Raw genomic sequence first — 15,128 nt, forward strand, 5'->3', positions numbered from 1 at the left:
AATGGAAAAAAGCACAATAGCGACATCTGTTTTCAGGAGTCATTATGAAACTATTTCGTATTCTTGATCCGTTCACGCTTACCCTGGTGGTTACCGTTTTACTGGCCTCGTTTTTCCCGGCCCGCGGCGCTTTCGTCCCGTTCTTTGAAGGGCTGACGACGGCCGCCATCGCACTGCTGTTCTTTATGCACGGTGCAAAACTCTCCCGCGAAGCCATTATTGCCGGCGGTAGCCACTGGCGGCTGCATCTCTGGGTAATGTGCAGCACGTTTATTCTGTTCCCAATCCTCGGGGTGCTGTTTGCCTGGTGGGCGCCGGTTAACGTCGACCCGGCGCTCTACACCGGTTTCCTGTATCTCTGTATTCTGCCGGCTACCGTGCAGTCCGCCATTGCCTTTACCTCTCTCGCGGGAGGAAACGTTGCGGCCGCGGTTTGCTCGGCATCGGCATCCAGCCTGTTAGGGATTTTCGTTTCCCCACTGCTGGTGGGCCTGCTGATGAACATGCACGGTGCGGAAGGTAACCTTGAGCAGGTTGGAAAAATCTGCCTGCAGCTGCTGCTCCCGTTTGTCCTGGGGCATTTATCCCGTCCATGGACCGGGGCGTTCGTGGCAAAGCACAAGAAATGGATCTCAAAAACCGACCAGTCGTCGATTCTGCTGGTGGTCTATTCCGCCTTTAGCGAAGCGGTCGTGAACGGGATCTGGCATAAGGTAGGCGCAGGCTCGCTGCTGTTTATCGTGGTGGTCAGCCTCGTCCTGCTGGCGATTGTGATTGCGGTAAACGTCTTTGTGGCACGCAGGTGCGGCTTCAGCAAAGCGGATGAAATCACCATTGTATTCTGCGGTTCGAAGAAGAGCCTGGCGAACGGTATCCCGATGGCCAACATTCTGTTCCCGACCTCGGTGATTGGGATGATGGTGCTTCCGCTGATGATTTTCCACCAGATCCAGCTGATGGTCTGCGCGGTGCTGGCGCGTCGCTACAAGCGCCAGACCGAAAAGCTGGCGCAGGAAGAGACCCGCGCCGCGAAGGCTTAAGGACGTTTAAGGGGCTGAACCAGCTGGGTCAGCCCCTCGGTTTTGATCAGTAACGTGATAGCCATCAGCTCGCCCAGCCGCCCTGCCGGGAATTCATCCTTGCGGGCAAACCACAGCAGATACTCCTCCGGCAAATCAATCAGCCTGCGGCCCTTGTATTTACCGAACGGCATCTCCGTATTGGCGATCTCAACGAGCTGTTCTTTCTCCACGTTACTCTCCTAACAGACGCATCATTTCCGCTTCGTCGATAACAGCAATGCCGAGCTCCTGGGCTTTTGCCAGCTTCGAGCCCGCCGCTTCCCCGGCGATCACCAGGTCGGTTTTCTTCGACACGCTGCCCGCCACTTTGGCCCCCAGCGCCACCAGGCGCGCTTTCGCATCGTCGCGTGAAAGCTGGCTCAGGCTGCCGGTCAGGACTACCGTTTTACCGGCGAACGGGCTGTCGATCTCTTCGGCGTTAACCACTACCGGCGCGGGCCACTTAATGCCCTCTTCCAGCAGCTTGCCGATGACTTCACGGTTGCTCTCTTCGGCGAAGAAGTTAAAGACATGCGTGGCGACCACAATGCCAACGTCAGGGACTTTCTGCAGCTCGTCGATGCTAGCCTTTTCCAGCGCCTCCAGCGTACCAAAGTACGCCGCCAGGCCCGCCGCCGTCGCCTCACCCACTTCACGGATGCCCAGCGCGTACAGGAAGCGGGCAAAGGTCGTCTCTTTTGCGGCTTCCAGCGCGTTAACCACATTCTGGGCTGACTTTGGCCCCATGCGATCCAGACCGGTCAGTTTACCTGCCGTCAGCCTGAAGAGATCCGCTGGCGTATGGACATACTCTTTCTCAACCAGCTGATCGATAATCTTGTCGCCCATGCCGTCGACGTCCATCGCCCGACGAGAGACGAAGTGCTTCAGCGACTCTTTACGCTGCGCGCCACAGATTAAGCCCCCCGTACAGCGCGCCACCGCTTCACCTTCCACACGCTCAACGTCGGAGCCGCACACCGGGCAATGGGTCGGGAAGACGATCTCGCGCGTATCGGCAGGACGCTCTGACTCCACAACGTTAACCACCTGCGGGATAACGTCGCCCGCGCGGCGAATCACCACTTTGTCACCAATACGCAGGCCCAGACGTTCGATTTCATCGGCGTTATGCAGCGTGGCATTACTTACCAGCACGCCCGCAACCTGCACGGGCTCGAGACGTGCGACCGGGGTAATCGCCCCCGTACGACCAACCTGGAACTCCACGTCGCGAACGAAGGTCATCTGCTCCTGAGCAGGGAATTTAAACGCCACCGCCCAGCGCGGCGCGCGCGCCACAAAGCCCAGCTGCTCCTGGAGCGCCAGTGAATTCACCTTGATGACGACGCCATCAATATCAAACCCGAGCGTCGGACGGTCCTCTTCCACCTTGTGATAGAACGCCAGCACCGCTTCCGGCGAGTCGCAGAGCTGAACGCGGTTGCTCACCGGCAGGCCCCACGCTTTAAACTGCAGCAGACGCCCGAGGTGCGTGTCCGGCAGCTCGCCGCCCTCAAGAATACCGACGCCGTAGCAGAAGAAAGTAAGCGGTCGCTTCGCGGTAATACGCGGGTCAAGCTGGCGCAGAGAGCCCGCCGCCGCGTTACGCGGGTTAGCAAACACCTTCCCGCCGGTGCGACGCGCCTCTTCGTTAATTTTCTCGAAGCCCGCCTGGGGCAGGAACACCTCGCCGCGCACTTCCAGACGCGCGGGAATGTTGTCACCCTGCAGCTTCAGCGGGATCGCGCGGATGGTACGCACGTTGGTGGTGATGTCTTCGCCCGTCGTGCCGTCGCCACGCGTCGCGGCGCGCACCAGCACGCCGTTTTCGTAGAGAAGACTGACCGCCAGGCCATCCAGCTTGAGCTCGCAGCACCAGGTGAGGGAGTCGCTGCTTTTCAGGCGATCCTGCACGCGTTTGTTAAACGCCAGAAAGCTCTCTTCATCGAAGACGTTATCCAGCGACAGCATCGGCACCTCATGGCGCACCTGGCTGAAAGCGCCCAGCGGCTCAGCGCCGACGCGCTGGGTGGGGGAATCCGGCGTGATAAGCTCCGGATGCTGCGCCTCTAATTCGCGCAGCTCGCGCATCAGGCGGTCATATTCGGCATCCGGTACTTCCGGCGCGTCCATAACATGATAGAGGTATTCATGATGGCGAAGCGTGGTTCGCAGTTCAGTGAGTTGTTGTTCGATTGAGTCCATATCGCACCATCAATGAGAAAAAACCCCCGACAGGCGGGGGTTGAGGAGGAGTCGAAGTAAACGCGACGATTACGCGTTAGCTTCCTTAACTTCGCGGATGCGGTCCTGATACTCGCGCAGCTTCTGCGGGGTCATCATTCGACGCTGATCGTCGAGCACCACGCCGCCGACTTCGTCAGCGATGTGCTGAGCGGACTGCAGCATCAGCTTAAAGTTTTGCAGTTCGTCGCCGTGAGAAGGCACCTGCATAAAGATAGTGACGCCCGGGGTCACGAAATCACCGGTCATTTCCGGATCAAAGGTGCCAGGGTTAACCATGTTGGCCAGGCTGAACAGCGCCGGACCGCTACCGTCAGGGCTCAGATGACGATGGAAAATGTTCATATCGCCAAACTTGAATCCTGCCTGTTGAATACTGTTGAGCAGCACGTCACCATTGAGATGGCTGCCGTGATGCGCGGCCACGTTCATGATGATCACCGCTTCTTTACGCTGTGGTTTTTCAACAACCGGCTCTGGCTCTACAACGGGCTCAGGCTCAACGTGCGGGGCCGGAGCAGGCTGAGGCGCAGGCTGTACGTGAACAGGCTGCTGCGGTTGTTGTACCGGCTGAGCAGGCTGTTGCTGCACGGGCTGCTGCACCGGCTGCTGTTGAACCGGCTGTGGCGCAGCAGGCTGCTGATAGACAGGCTGTTGCGGCGGCTGGCGCACCGGCTCTTCCACAGGCTGCGGAGCTGGCTGGCGCGGCTGTGCAGAAGCATACGGCGGTTGATACTGGTGCTGCGAAGGACGAGGCGCTTCATGCTCCCCATGGCCTGCGCCGGGAGCAGTATTGACCCGATGAACACGAACTTCACCCACGCCGTCGTCATCGCTGCCGTCGATGTCATCTTCACTTTCATCGTCGTCACGACTGGACTTCATGCGCTTCAGTGGGCGATCGCGAAACATCGAGGAACGCTCTTTACGGCTGGTCCAGAAACCATGTACCAGTAAAGCGATTATGGCGATCGCGCCAACAATGATTAATATCAGACGCAAATCCTGCATCATTATATTCTCTGTTGTTCTAACACCTTGCCACCACGGCAAACATTTACTCACTAAGAGTATTTGCCGTTTACGTCAAGTGCAAGTGTGTGCAGAGCATTCACAGCATAAAGATGAAGGAAATCGTGCTTTTTGCTGGTTTTTCGAACATTTCCGAACTGGTCATTGCTCCGTAAGTGGATAATATAGGCGGGCAATTCCACTGGTTGTGTAAAAAGGAGTACAGCCTGGCTATGGTTTCAACATCTTCTTCTCCCCCGCGCAGCGGCGTCTGGTATTTTTCTCAGGGCTGGAAACTGGTCTCCCTGCCGGGGATTCGACGCTTCGTCATTCTGCCGCTATTGATCAACATTATTCTGATGGGCGGCGCGTTCTGGTGGTTATTCACAAAGCTGGAGAGCTGGATCCCGTCGCTGATGAGTTACGTGCCGGACTGGCTGCAGTGGCTTAACTACCTGCTCTGGCCGGTGGCGGTAATCTCCGTGCTGCTGGTATTTGGGTATTTTTTCTCGACGATTGCGAACTGGATCGCCGCACCGTTTAACGGTCTGCTGGCGGAACAGCTTGAAGCGCGGCTTACCGGCGCGACGCCGCCGGACACGGGCGTGATGGGGATCATGAAAGACCTGCCACGCATCATGAAGCGCGAGTGGCAGAAGTTTGCCTGGTACCTGCCCCGCGCGATTGTGCTGCTTATCCTCTACTTTGTGCCAGGCATTGGCCAGACGGTGGCACCGGTGCTGTGGTTCCTGTTCAGCGCCTGGATGCTGGCCATCCAGTACTGCGACTATCCGTTCGATAACCACAAGGTGCCGTTTAAAGAGATGCGCACTGCCTTGCGCAGCCAGAAGGTCGCCAATATGCAGTTTGGCGCGCTGACCAGCCTGTTCACCATGATTCCCTTCCTGAATCTGTTCATCATGCCCGTCGCCGTCTGCGGCGCGACGGCGATGTGGGTCGACTGCTACCGTGCTAAGCACGCGTTATGGAAATAATGCAAAAATGTGTAAAGCAGGGGTGGCTTATGCCGCCCCTTATTCCATACTGATCCCCATTATTTCCTTGCAGTATATAGATATGCGAATTCCTTACTTCCCCCTACCTGCTCAACAGGTATGCTGGGTCGGTATCCCAATTTCATACAGTTAAGGACAGGCCATGAGTAAGATTTATGAAGACAACTCGCTGACTATCGGTCATACGCCCCTGGTTCGACTGAACCGTATCGGTAATGGACGCATTCTGGCGAAGGTCGAATCACGTAACCCGAGCTTCAGCGTAAAATGCCGTATCGGTGCAAACATGATTTGGGATGCTGAAAAACGTGGCGTGCTGAAGCCTGGCGTTGAGCTGGTGGAACCGACCAGCGGGAACACCGGTATCGCTCTGGCCTATGTGGCTGCCGCGCGTGGCTACAAGCTGACGCTGACCATGCCAGAAACCATGAGCATCGAGCGTCGTAAGCTGCTCAAAGCGCTGGGCGCGAACCTGGTGCTGACCGAAGGCGCGAAGGGCATGAAGGGCGCCATTCAGAAAGCTGAAGAGATTGTGGCCAGCGATCCGGCGAAATATCTGCTGCTGCAGCAGTTCAGCAACCCGGCTAACCCGGAAATTCACGAGAAGACCACCGGTCCGGAAATCTGGGAAGATACAGACGGCCAGGTTGACGTCTTTATCTCCGGGGTCGGTACCGGCGGTACGCTGACCGGTGTGTCACGCTATATTAAAGGCACAAAGGGTAAAAAAGACCTGATCACCGTTGCCGTTGAGCCAACTGACTCACCGGTTATCACCCAGGCACTGGCGGGCGAAGAGCTTAAACCAGGCCCGCATAAAATTCAGGGTATTGGCGCAGGCTTCATTCCGGGCAACCTGGATCTGAAGCTGATCGATAAAGTGGTGACCATCACTAACGAAGAAGCCATTTCTACCGCGCGTCGCCTGATGGATGAAGAAGGCATTCTGGCGGGTATCTCTTCCGGTGCAGCCGTTGCGGCAGCACTCAAGCTTCAGGAAGATGAAGCCTTTACCAACAAGAATATTGTGGTTATCCTTCCTTCTTCGGGCGAGCGTTACTTGAGCACCGCACTGTTTGCCGATCTGTTTACCGAAAAAGAACTGCAACAGTAGTGCCAGCATGTTAATAACGCGTAAAAAAGCACCTTTTCAGGTGCTTTTTTGTGGCCTGCTTCAAACTTTTGCCCCTCCTGGCATTGCTTCACCCCGTTGGGTCTGGTATTTAAACCAGCAATTATTTTGATGCGTGAAATTAATCGGTGAATGAAATAGCCTTGCTGAATCGATTTTATGATTTGGTTCAAGTCTTGCTTTCGCTGCATAATGTTTAATGACGATCGAAACGTCAGCGCTAACAATACAGGCTAAAGTTCAGTCGCCAGGCTAGACTTTAGTTCCACAACACTAAACCTATAAGTTGGGGAAATACAATGTTCCAGCAAGAAGTTACCATTACCGCTCCGAACGGTCTGCACACCCGCCCTGCTGCTCAGTTTGTTAAAGAAGCAAAAGGCTTCACTTCTGAAATCACTGTGACTTCCAACGGCAAAAGCGCGAGCGCAAAAAGCCTGTTCAAACTGCAGACTCTGGGCCTGACTCAGGGCACCGTTGTCACCATCTCTGCAGAAGGTGAAGACGAGCAGAAAGCAGTTGAGCATCTGGTAAAACTGATGGCTGAGCTCGAGTAAGTTTCCGGGTTCTTTTAAATATCAGTCACAAGTAAGGTAGGGTTATGATTTCAGGCATTTTAGCATCCCCGGGTATCGCTTTCGGCAAAGCACTGCTGCTGAAAGAAGACGAGATCGTCATCGACCGGAAAAAAATTTCTGCCGACAAGGTTGATCAGGAAGTTGAACGTTTTCTGAGCGGTCGTGCCAAGGCATCTGCGCAACTGGAAGCAATCAAAACTAAAGCTGGCGAAACTTTCGGTGAAGAAAAAGAAGCCATCTTCGAAGGGCACATTATGCTGCTCGAAGATGAGGAGCTGGAGCAGGAAATCATAGCCCTGATTAAAGATAAAGGCATGACGGCCGACGCGGCTGCGCATGAAGTTATCGAAGGTCAGGCAACTGCCCTGGAAGAACTGGATGATGAATACCTGAAAGAGCGTGCGGCTGACGTACGTGACATCGGTAAGCGCCTGCTGCGCAACATCCTGGGTCTGGCCATCATCGACCTGAGCGCGATTCAGGATGAAGTTATCCTGGTTGCCGCTGACCTCACCCCGTCTGAAACCGCGCAGCTGAACCTGAAAAAGGTCCTCGGTTTCATCACCGACGCGGGTGGCCGTACTTCCCACACCTCTATCATGGCGCGCTCTCTGGAACTCCCTGCCATCGTGGGTACCGGTAGCGTCACCTCTCAGGTGAAAAACGGCGATTATCTGATTCTGGATGCCGTAAACAATCTGGTTTACGTCAACCCAACCAATGAAGAGATCGATAAACTGCGCGCGGTTCAGGAGCAGGTTGCGACTGAAAAAGCGGAACTCGCTAAGCTGAAAGATCTGCCAGCCATCACCCTGGACGGTCATCAGGTAGAAGTGTGCGCAAACATCGGTACCGTCCGCGACGTTGATGGCGCTGAGCGCAACGGTGCGGAAGGCGTCGGTCTCTATCGTACAGAATTCCTGTTCATGGACCGCGACGCGCTGCCAACGGAAGAAGAGCAGTTTGCTGCTTATAAAGCCGTGGCTGAAGCGTGTGGCTCTCAGGCGGTTATCGTCCGTACCATGGACATCGGCGGCGACAAAGAGCTGCCGTACATGAACTTCCCGAAAGAAGAGAACCCGTTCCTGGGCTGGCGTGCAATCCGTATCGCGATGGATCGTAAAGAGATCCTGCGTGACCAGGTTCGCGCGATCCTGCGTGCCTCTGCTTTCGGTAAACTGCGCATCATGTTCCCGATGATCATCTCTGTTGAAGAAGTGCGTGCACTGAAGAAAGAGATCGAAATCTACAAACAGGAACTGCGCGACGAAGGTAAAGCGTTTGACGAGTCAATCGAGATCGGCGTGATGGTGGAAACACCTGCGGCGGCGACCATTGCGCGTCATTTAGCCAAAGAAGTTGATTTCTTTAGTATCGGCACCAATGATTTAACGCAGTACACCCTGGCAGTTGACCGTGGTAATGATATGATTTCACATCTCTACCAGCCAATGTCACCGTCCGTACTGAACTTGATCAAGCAAGTTATTGATGCTTCTCATGCAGAAGGTAAATGGACTGGCATGTGTGGTGAGCTTGCAGGCGACGAACGTGCTACACTTCTGTTGCTGGGTATGGGTCTGGACGAATTCTCTATGAGCGCCATTTCCATCCCGCGCATTAAGAAGATTATCCGTAACACGAACTTCGAAGATGCGAAGGTATTAGCAGAGCAGGCTCTTGCTCAACCGACAACGGACGAGTTAATGACGCTGGTTAACAAGTTCATTGAAGAAAAAACAATCTGCTAATCCACGAGATGCGGCCCAATTTACTGCTTAGGAGAAGATCATGGGTTTGTTCGATAAACTGAAATCTCTGGTTTCTGATGATAAAAAAGACTCCGGAACTATTGAGATTGTTGCTCCGCTCTCCGGCGAGATCGTCAACATCGAAGACGTGCCGGATGTAGTGTTTGCTGAGAAAATCGTTGGTGATGGCATTGCTATCAAACCAACTGGCAACAAAATGGTTGCTCCAGTTGACGGCACCATCGGTAAAATTTTTGAAACCAACCATGCGTTCTCTATCGAATCTGATAGCGGTATCGAACTGTTCGTTCACTTCGGTATCGACACCGTTGAACTGAAAGGCGAAGGCTTCAAACGTATCGCGGAAGAAGGCCAGCGTGTAAAAGTTGGCGACCCGGTGATTGAATTCGATCTGCCACTGCTGGAAGAAAAAGCCAAGTCTACCCTGACGCCGGTTGTTATCTCCAACATGGACGAAATCAAAGAACTGATCAAACTGTCTGGCAGCGTCACCGTGGGTGAAACCCCGGTTATCCGCATCAAGAAGTAATTCTTGCCGCACAGAAAAATGGCGCCTTCGGGCGCCATTTTTGTTTATGCGGGGAGGATAAGTTCGTCGTAGCCTTTCGACTGGGTATAAAGCATCACATCAGTCACCCGATCGCCGGCCATGCGAATAGCATCGGCAACGGTTTTCCCCTCAACAATTCCGCTCACCAGTTCTGAACAGAACAGATCGCCCGTCCCTTTCAGATCGGTTTCTACGCGCGGATGCGCGCTGACGGTCACGCCTTCATTCGTCACCAGCACCACGTGGATGTTTTCCGGGTCATCGGCCACCGGCGCGCTGGTGATCGCCACCCATTTCAGGCTGTCGGAGAGCAGTCCCTGCGCCGCCGCGATGGCGCTTTCCGGCGTACGGCACGGTTTGCCGCTTAACACTTCCAGCTCATAGACGTTCGGCGTAATCCCCTGCGCCAGCGGCAGCAGGTGTTCCCGATACGCCTGCGGGATCTCAGGCTTCACGTACATACCGCTGTCGATATCGCCGATAACCGGGTCGACCAGCACCAGCAGGTCAGGATGCTGCGCTTTGACCGCCTTCAGCCATTGAGCCAGCAGGACGATCTGGCTGGCGCTGCCCATATAGCCGGTGGTGACCGCTTTAAGCTCGCGCAGGATCTCGCGCTCTTCCAGCGCCTTAAGATAGCCGCTGAACCACTCGTCGGGGATCACTCCACCATAAAACGTGTCGTAGTGCGGCGTGTTGCTAAACAGTACCGTCGGCACGGCGGTAACGTTCAGCCTGTGGGTACGAATATTCGGTACCGCAATGCTGTTCCCCACGCTGCCGTAAACTACCTGCGACTGCACGGCGACAATATCGGTTTGCTGCGCCCGGGTGTTATCCCGGAATAGAATCATCTCCATGACGCTTAAATCCCCGCCCCCTGCGAATAACTCTCTTCACCAAAGACGCCGGTAGACAGATAGCGATCGCCGCGATCGCAAATAATCGCCACCACCACCGCCCCCGGGTTTGCCTGCGCCACCCGAATCGCACCCGCTACCGCGCCGCCCGAGCTGACGCCGCAGAAGATACCTTCGCGCACGGCCAGCTCACGCATGGTATTTTCCGCCTCGCGCTGGTGAAGATCCAGCACCTGGTCCACAAGCTGCGCATTAAAGATGCCGGGCATATACTCCGCGGGCCAGCGGCGAATGCCCGGAATGCTGCTCCCCTCTTCCGGCTGCAGACCAACAATGGTGACGGCTTTTTCCTGCTCGCGCAGAAAACGCGATACCCCGGTAATGGTGCCGGTGGTGCCCATGCTGGAGACAAAATGGGTGATACGCCCGTCGGTTTGCTGCCAGATTTCCGGGCCGGTGGTGGTGTAGTGCGCGTAAGGGTTGTCCGGATTGTTGAACTGATCGAGCAGCTTACCTTCGCCGCGCTCGGCCATTTCTAACGCCAGGTCGCGCGCGCCTTCCATTCCCTGCTCTTTGGTCACCAGAATCAGCTCGGCCCCGTAGGCACGCATCGCGGCGCGGCGCTCTTGGCTCATGTTGTCCGGCATCAGCAGCTTCATGCGGTAGCCTTTCAGAGCCGCAATCATCGCCAGGGCGATACCGGTGTTGCCGCTGGTGGCCTCAATCAGCACGTCGCCTGGCTTAATTTCTCCGCGTTTTTCGGCCTGGACAATCATCGACAGCGCCGCGCGGTCTTTCACCGACCCCGCCGGGTTATTGCCTTCGAGTTTGACCCAGATTTCGCTGCCGTTGTTCGGCCCCATGCGCTGAAGCTTGACCAGAGGAGTGTTGCCGATGGTGTGTTCGAGTGTATTCACGATTTTTACTCAATAAAAAAGCCGGGGCGCGCGCAGCGATCCCGGCCTACAAGACGCAGTGATAACTGTAGGCCCGGTCAGCGCAGCGCCACCGGGCGATAAACATCCTAATAACCTATCAGGCTGACTCCGCCAGAGCAATATCCTCGCGCGTCTCGATACGCTCCTTCCCGTGATAAATCCGGGCGTGCTGCAGCCCAACAAACAGGCGCTCGCCCCGGTGCGGCGGCACGTCGTCGCGCATGACAACGGTCAGCGGCTCGGTATACCAGCCCAGCGGCTGTACCACCAATTGGGTGTAGTGACCTTTAGGGCTAGCTTCCAGCACCTGCACCGGCAGCGGTGAGTCCAGGCTGGTTCGGCGGCTCACGTCCACTTCCCACGGACGCAGGAACAGATCGACCGGCCCCTGATGCGCGGAGGTATAGCCCAGCGGCCAGCGGTGCGCGCCGACGTGGAACTGACCGCCGCGAATGGTACCCTGCAGACGGTTTACCTCGCCCATAAACTCCAGCACGAAGCGGGTCGCGGGTTCACGCCAGAGCTGCTCCGGCTCGTCAACCTGCTCAATGTTGCCCTGGCTCATGACCACCACGCGATCCGCAACTTCCATCGCCTCTTCCTGATCGTGGGTCACGAAGACGCTGGTGAATTTCAGCTCTTCATGCAGCTGGCGCAGCCAGCGGCGCAGCTCTTTACGCACCTGCGCATCCAGCGCGCCGAAGGGTTCATCCAGCAGCAGAATTTGCGGCTCAACGGCCAGCGCGCGCGCCAGCGCCACGCGCTGTTTCTGCCCGCCGGACAGCTGGGCAGGGAAACGGTCCGCCAGGTGAGCCAGCTGCACCATCTCCAGCAGTTTGGTCACTTTCGCCTTAATGGTTGCCGCATCCGGGCGCTCACGACGCGGCAGCACGGTCAGGCCAAACGCAATGTTGTCGAACACGGTCATGTGGCGGAACAGCGCGTAATGCTGGAACACAAAACCTACTTTACGATCGCGGGCATGCAGGCGGCTCACGTCGGTGCCGTGAAAGCGGATGTGCCCGCTGGTCTGATGCTCAAGCCCGGCGATGATACGCAGCAGCGTGGTTTTACCCGAGCCAGACGGCCCCAGCAGCGCCACCATTTGTCCGGAAGGGATATCCAGCGAGATATCATTCAGCACCTGGGTGCGACCAAAAGACTTCTTAATATTGGCAATCTCAATGCTCATGATTTCCCTCCTGATGCTGACGTTTTTCCTGATTTTCTAAACGCCACTGCACCACACTCTTCAAAAACAGGGTCAAAATGGCCATCAGCGTCAGCAACGCTGCGGCAGTAAACGAGCCGATGGTGTTGTAGTCCTGCTGCAGCAGTTCAATCTGTAGCGGCAGCGACAGGGTTTCACCCCGGATGGAGCCGGAGACGACGGAAACGGCACCGAACTCACCGATCGCGCGGGCGTTGGTCAGTACCACGCCGTAAAGCAGCGCCCAGCGGATATTCGGCAGCGTCACGCGACGGAACATCTGCCAGCCTGACGCGCCCAGCAGCACCGCCGCTTCGTCTTCGTTGCTCCCCTGGCTTAACATCACCGGCACCAGCTCACGCACCACAAACGGACAGGTCACGAAGATGGTGACCAGCACCATGCCCGGCCAGGCGAACATGATCTGCAGGTTATGCTCGTCCAGCCAGCCGCCCAACGGACCGTTCGAGCCGTAAAATAGAAGGTACACCAGACCCGCCACCACCGGCGATACGGCGAAAGGAATGTCCAGAAGGGTCAGCAGCAGCTGACGTCCCGGGAAGTTAAAGCGCGTCACCAGCCAGGCCAACAGGGTCCCGAACACGAGGTTCACCGGCACGGTGATCAACGCAATCAGCACGGTCAGCCAGATGGCATGCAGCATATCCGGGTTCGCCAGGTTTTCCAGCGCGGGCATCAGGCCCTTGCTGAACGCCTGAACGAAGATATAAACCGTCGGCACGACGAGAATGAGGGCGGAAACCAGCACGCCCGCCCCAATCAGAAACCATTTACCCCAGTTGATGCGGGGTGCATCGTATCGCTTCAATTGCGTAACTTCCGCCATCAGTGACCTACCACACGTCGACCAAAGCGACTTTGCAGAGTGTTAATCGAGTACAGCAGCAGCAGCGAGGCCGCCAGGATCACCGAGGCAATTGCGCTCGCCGCCGGATAATCAAACTCCTGCAAACGGATGAAAATCATCAGCGAGGTGACTTCTGTTTTCCAGGCGATGTTCCCGGCGATAAAAATCACCGCGCCGAACTCACCGAGGCTGCGGGTAAACGACAGCGCAACACCCGCCATCAGCGCCGGAGACAGCTCCGGCAGAACCACCTTGCGGAAGCTCTGCCAGCGAGTGGCGCCCAGCGTTTCCGCCGCTTCTTCGTATTCTGGACCCAACTCTTCCAGCACCGGCTGCACGGTACGGACCACAAACGGGATGCTGGTAAAGGCCATCGCCACCGCGATACCGAGCCAGGTGTAGGTCACTTTAATGTCAAATTTCGCCAGCCACTCGCCGTACAGCCCGTTCACGGAGAAGAGCGACGCGAGGGTTAAGCCCGCCACCGCCGTCGGCAGCGCAAACGGCAGATCCATCAGGGCGTCAAGCAGCGTGCGGCCCGGGAAGCGATAGCGGGTTAAGATCCACGCCATCAGCAGGCCAAACACGCCGTTAAAAATGGAGGCGACAAACGCCGACAGCAGCGTCACCTTATAGGCCGCCACCACCTGCGGGTTGGTGACCACGTCCCAGTACTGCGCCCAGCTCATCTGAGCAAGCTGCATCACCAGCGCGCTGAGCGGCAACAGCAGGATCAGGCAGACGAACAGCAGGCTGGTCCCGAGGCTTAAGGTAAAGCCCGGCAGCACGCGTTTTGTCGAAACTGCAAACATTACTTATGCCCCGCCGCCAGCAGTTTGTCTAACTCACCGCCGCTGGCAAAATGCGTTTTCATCACATCAGGCCAGGAGCCGAAATGATCTTCCACGCGGAACAAATCGGTCTGCGGGAACTTATCTTTCAGCTTGTTCATTACGTCCGGGTTGTTCACGCGGTAGTAGTAATCGGTAATGATGGTCTGCGCCTGCGGGCTGTACAGGTAGTTGAGATAGGCTTTTGCCGCTTTCTCGGTACCGTTTGCCTGCACGTTTTTATCCACCCACGCCACCGGGAATTCGGCCAGGATGTTGGTTTTCGGGATAACGACCTCGAAGCCCTGCGCTTCGTACTGTTTACGGATGTTATTCACTTCCGATTCGAAGCTGATGAGCACATCGCCGAGACCGCGTTCTGCGAAGGTCGTGGTCGCCCCGCGGCCGCCGGTATCAAACACTTCGACGTTTTTCAGGAACTGGGTCATGAACTGCTCGGTTTTGGCTTTATCGTTACCGTCAGCCTTGTCCGCCGCGCCCCACGCCGCTAAATAGGTATAACGCGCGTTACCGGAGGTTTTTGGGTTCGGGAAAATCAGCTTCACGTCGGAACGCACCAGGTCGCTCCAGTCATGGATATTCTTCGGGTTGCCCTTACTCACCAGGAAGCCCATGGTGGAATAGAACGGTGAGCTATTGTTCGGCAGTCGGCTCTGCCAGTCCGCTGGGATCAGCTTGCCTTTGTCGTGCAGGATCTGCACGTCAGTCACCTGGTTGTAGGTCACCACATCCGCCTTCAGGCCCTGCAAAATCGCCAGCGCCTGCTTGGACGACCCGGCGTGGGACTGCTTGATGGTCAGCTTGTCGCCGTTATTGTCTTTTGCCCACTGCTGTTCGAACGGTGGATTAAGGGCGGCAAACAGCTCGCGGGAGACGTCATACGAACTGTTTAACAGTTCAGTCGCCTGCGCCTGTGCCACCAGCAGTAAACCTGCCAGCGCCAGAGTTCCTTTTTTCAGTACAGTAACGGCCATTGCGCACCCTTATAAATGTGATGACTATCTTATAGTCATAATATTTATAACGGGGATGAA

The 15,128-nt window shown here is 56.3% G+C and carries 15 protein-coding genes; 6 read left to right on the forward strand and 9 right to left on the reverse strand.

What is annotated here, in order from left to right:
- The first annotated feature begins 44 nt into the window (after positions 1-44).
- Entirely contained in the window at positions 45-1,040 is a 996-nt protein-coding gene (locus ACJ69_RS12260; protein WP_047647131.1) for a bile acid:sodium symporter family protein, read from the forward strand.
- On the opposite strand, the gene ACJ69_RS12265 is transcribed toward ACJ69_RS12260, so the two are convergent.
- The 3 genes from ACJ69_RS12265 to zipA form a co-directional block, all read right to left on the reverse strand.
- The gene (locus ACJ69_RS12265) at positions 1,037-1,252 is read right to left on the reverse strand and encodes a DUF3820 family protein (protein WP_003861328.1); all 216 of its coding nucleotides are present in this window, start codon (positions 1,250-1,252) and stop codon (positions 1,037-1,039) included. The two genes, ACJ69_RS12260 and ACJ69_RS12265, sit on opposite strands and share 4 nt — an antisense overlap.
- A gap of 1 nt (position 1,253) precedes the next feature.
- Positions 1,254-3,269 (reverse strand): NAD-dependent DNA ligase LigA, encoded by a 2,016-nt coding sequence (gene ligA, locus ACJ69_RS12270; protein WP_059347115.1) that lies wholly within the window; start codon positions 3,267-3,269, stop codon positions 1,254-1,256.
- Positions 3,270-3,338: 69 nt separating this feature from the next.
- The gene (zipA, locus tag ACJ69_RS12275) at positions 3,339-4,322 is read right to left on the reverse strand and encodes a cell division protein ZipA (RefSeq protein WP_059347116.1); all 984 of its coding nucleotides are present in this window, start codon (positions 4,320-4,322) and stop codon (positions 3,339-3,341) included.
- A 230-nt stretch (positions 4,323-4,552) separates the two neighbouring features.
- Here zipA and cysZ point away from each other — a divergent pair, with 230 nt between their 5' ends.
- From cysZ to crr, 5 genes are all read left to right on the forward strand, one after another.
- Positions 4,553-5,314, forward strand: a complete 762-nt coding sequence (cysZ, locus tag ACJ69_RS12280) for a sulfate transporter CysZ (RefSeq protein WP_059347117.1) — start codon at positions 4,553-4,555, stop codon at positions 5,312-5,314.
- A 163-nt stretch (positions 5,315-5,477) separates the two neighbouring features.
- Positions 5,478-6,449 (forward strand): cysteine synthase A, encoded by a 972-nt coding sequence (cysK, locus tag ACJ69_RS12285; protein ID WP_014884739.1) that lies wholly within the window; start codon positions 5,478-5,480, stop codon positions 6,447-6,449.
- A gap of 317 nt (positions 6,450-6,766) precedes the next feature.
- Positions 6,767-7,024 (forward strand): phosphocarrier protein Hpr, encoded by a 258-nt coding sequence (gene ptsH, locus ACJ69_RS12290; protein ID WP_000487600.1) that lies wholly within the window; start codon positions 6,767-6,769, stop codon positions 7,022-7,024.
- A 44-nt stretch (positions 7,025-7,068) separates the two neighbouring features.
- Positions 7,069-8,796: a phosphoenolpyruvate-protein phosphotransferase PtsI gene (ptsI, locus tag ACJ69_RS12295; protein ID WP_023332954.1), complete on the forward strand. Its 1,728-nt coding sequence runs from the start codon at positions 7,069-7,071 to the stop codon at positions 8,794-8,796.
- Between the two features lie 40 nt (positions 8,797-8,836).
- A complete protein-coding gene (gene crr / locus ACJ69_RS12300; protein ID WP_003861316.1) occupies positions 8,837-9,346 on the forward strand; it encodes a PTS glucose transporter subunit IIA in 510 nt (169 codons plus the stop codon).
- A gap of 44 nt (positions 9,347-9,390) precedes the next feature.
- On the opposite strand, the gene pdxK is transcribed toward crr, so the two are convergent.
- The 6 genes from pdxK to ACJ69_RS12330 all read right to left on the reverse strand — a co-directional run bounded on the left by pdxK (position 9,391) and on the right by ACJ69_RS12330 (position 15,068).
- Positions 9,391-10,227, reverse strand: coding sequence for a pyridoxine/pyridoxal/pyridoxamine kinase (gene pdxK / locus ACJ69_RS12305; RefSeq protein ID WP_023332955.1), 837 nt, complete (start codon positions 10,225-10,227; stop codon positions 9,391-9,393).
- Between the two features lie 5 nt (positions 10,228-10,232).
- The gene (gene cysM, locus ACJ69_RS12310) at positions 10,233-11,144 is read right to left on the reverse strand and encodes a cysteine synthase CysM (protein ID WP_029739989.1); all 912 of its coding nucleotides are present in this window, start codon (positions 11,142-11,144) and stop codon (positions 10,233-10,235) included.
- Positions 11,145-11,262: 118 nt separating this feature from the next.
- Entirely contained in the window at positions 11,263-12,357 is a 1,095-nt protein-coding gene (gene cysA, locus ACJ69_RS12315) for a sulfate/thiosulfate ABC transporter ATP-binding protein CysA (protein WP_008501607.1), read from the reverse strand.
- On the reverse strand, positions 12,347-13,222 hold the full coding sequence (gene cysW / locus ACJ69_RS12320; protein ID WP_023308733.1) for a sulfate/thiosulfate ABC transporter permease CysW: 876 nt from the start codon (positions 13,220-13,222) through the stop codon (positions 12,347-12,349). Before cysW ends, cysA begins: the two co-directional genes overlap by 11 nt.
- The gene (cysT, locus tag ACJ69_RS12325) at positions 13,222-14,055 is read right to left on the reverse strand and encodes a sulfate/thiosulfate ABC transporter permease CysT (RefSeq protein ID WP_004123378.1); all 834 of its coding nucleotides are present in this window, start codon (positions 14,053-14,055) and stop codon (positions 13,222-13,224) included. The genes cysW and cysT overlap by 1 nt, the downstream gene beginning before the upstream one ends.
- A complete protein-coding gene (locus ACJ69_RS12330; RefSeq protein ID WP_059347118.1) occupies positions 14,055-15,068 on the reverse strand; it encodes a sulfate ABC transporter substrate-binding protein in 1,014 nt (337 codons plus the stop codon). Before ACJ69_RS12330 ends, cysT begins: the two co-directional genes overlap by 1 nt.
- Positions 15,069-15,128: the final 60 nt, after the last annotated feature.

It is taken from the genome of Enterobacter asburiae (assembly GCF_001521715.1).
GTDB classification, from domain to species: Bacteria; Pseudomonadota; Gammaproteobacteria; order Enterobacterales; family Enterobacteriaceae; genus Enterobacter; species Enterobacter asburiae.

Bases quoted from the DNA above. Each gene is read 5' to 3' on its own strand.
- ACJ69_RS12260 (WP_047647131.1), top strand. From the start codon at position 45: ATGAAACTATTTCGTATTCTTGATCCGTTCACGCTTACCCTGGTGGTT.
- ligA (WP_059347115.1), bottom strand. From the start codon at position 3,269: ATGGACTCAATCGAACAACAACTCACTGAACTGCGAACCACGCTTCGC.
- zipA (WP_059347116.1), bottom strand. From the start codon at position 4,322: ATGATGCAGGATTTGCGTCTGATATTAATCATTGTTGGCGCGATCGCC.
- cysZ (WP_059347117.1), top strand. From the start codon at position 4,553: ATGGTTTCAACATCTTCTTCTCCCCCGCGCAGCGGCGTCTGGTATTTT.
- cysK (WP_014884739.1), top strand. From the start codon at position 5,478: ATGAGTAAGATTTATGAAGACAACTCGCTGACTATCGGTCATACGCCC.
- ptsH (WP_000487600.1), top strand. From the start codon at position 6,767: ATGTTCCAGCAAGAAGTTACCATTACCGCTCCGAACGGTCTGCACACC.
- ptsI (WP_023332954.1), top strand. From the start codon at position 7,069: ATGATTTCAGGCATTTTAGCATCCCCGGGTATCGCTTTCGGCAAAGCA.
- crr (WP_003861316.1), top strand. From the start codon at position 8,837: ATGGGTTTGTTCGATAAACTGAAATCTCTGGTTTCTGATGATAAAAAA.
- pdxK (WP_023332955.1), bottom strand. From the start codon at position 10,227: ATGGAGATGATTCTATTCCGGGATAACACCCGGGCGCAGCAAACCGAT.
- cysA (WP_008501607.1), bottom strand. From the start codon at position 12,357: ATGAGCATTGAGATTGCCAATATTAAGAAGTCTTTTGGTCGCACCCAG.
- cysW (WP_023308733.1), bottom strand. From the start codon at position 13,222: ATGGCGGAAGTTACGCAATTGAAGCGATACGATGCACCCCGCATCAAC.
- cysT (WP_004123378.1), bottom strand. From the start codon at position 14,055: ATGTTTGCAGTTTCGACAAAACGCGTGCTGCCGGGCTTTACCTTAAGC.
- ACJ69_RS12330 (WP_059347118.1), bottom strand. From the start codon at position 15,068: ATGGCCGTTACTGTACTGAAAAAAGGAACTCTGGCGCTGGCAGGTTTA.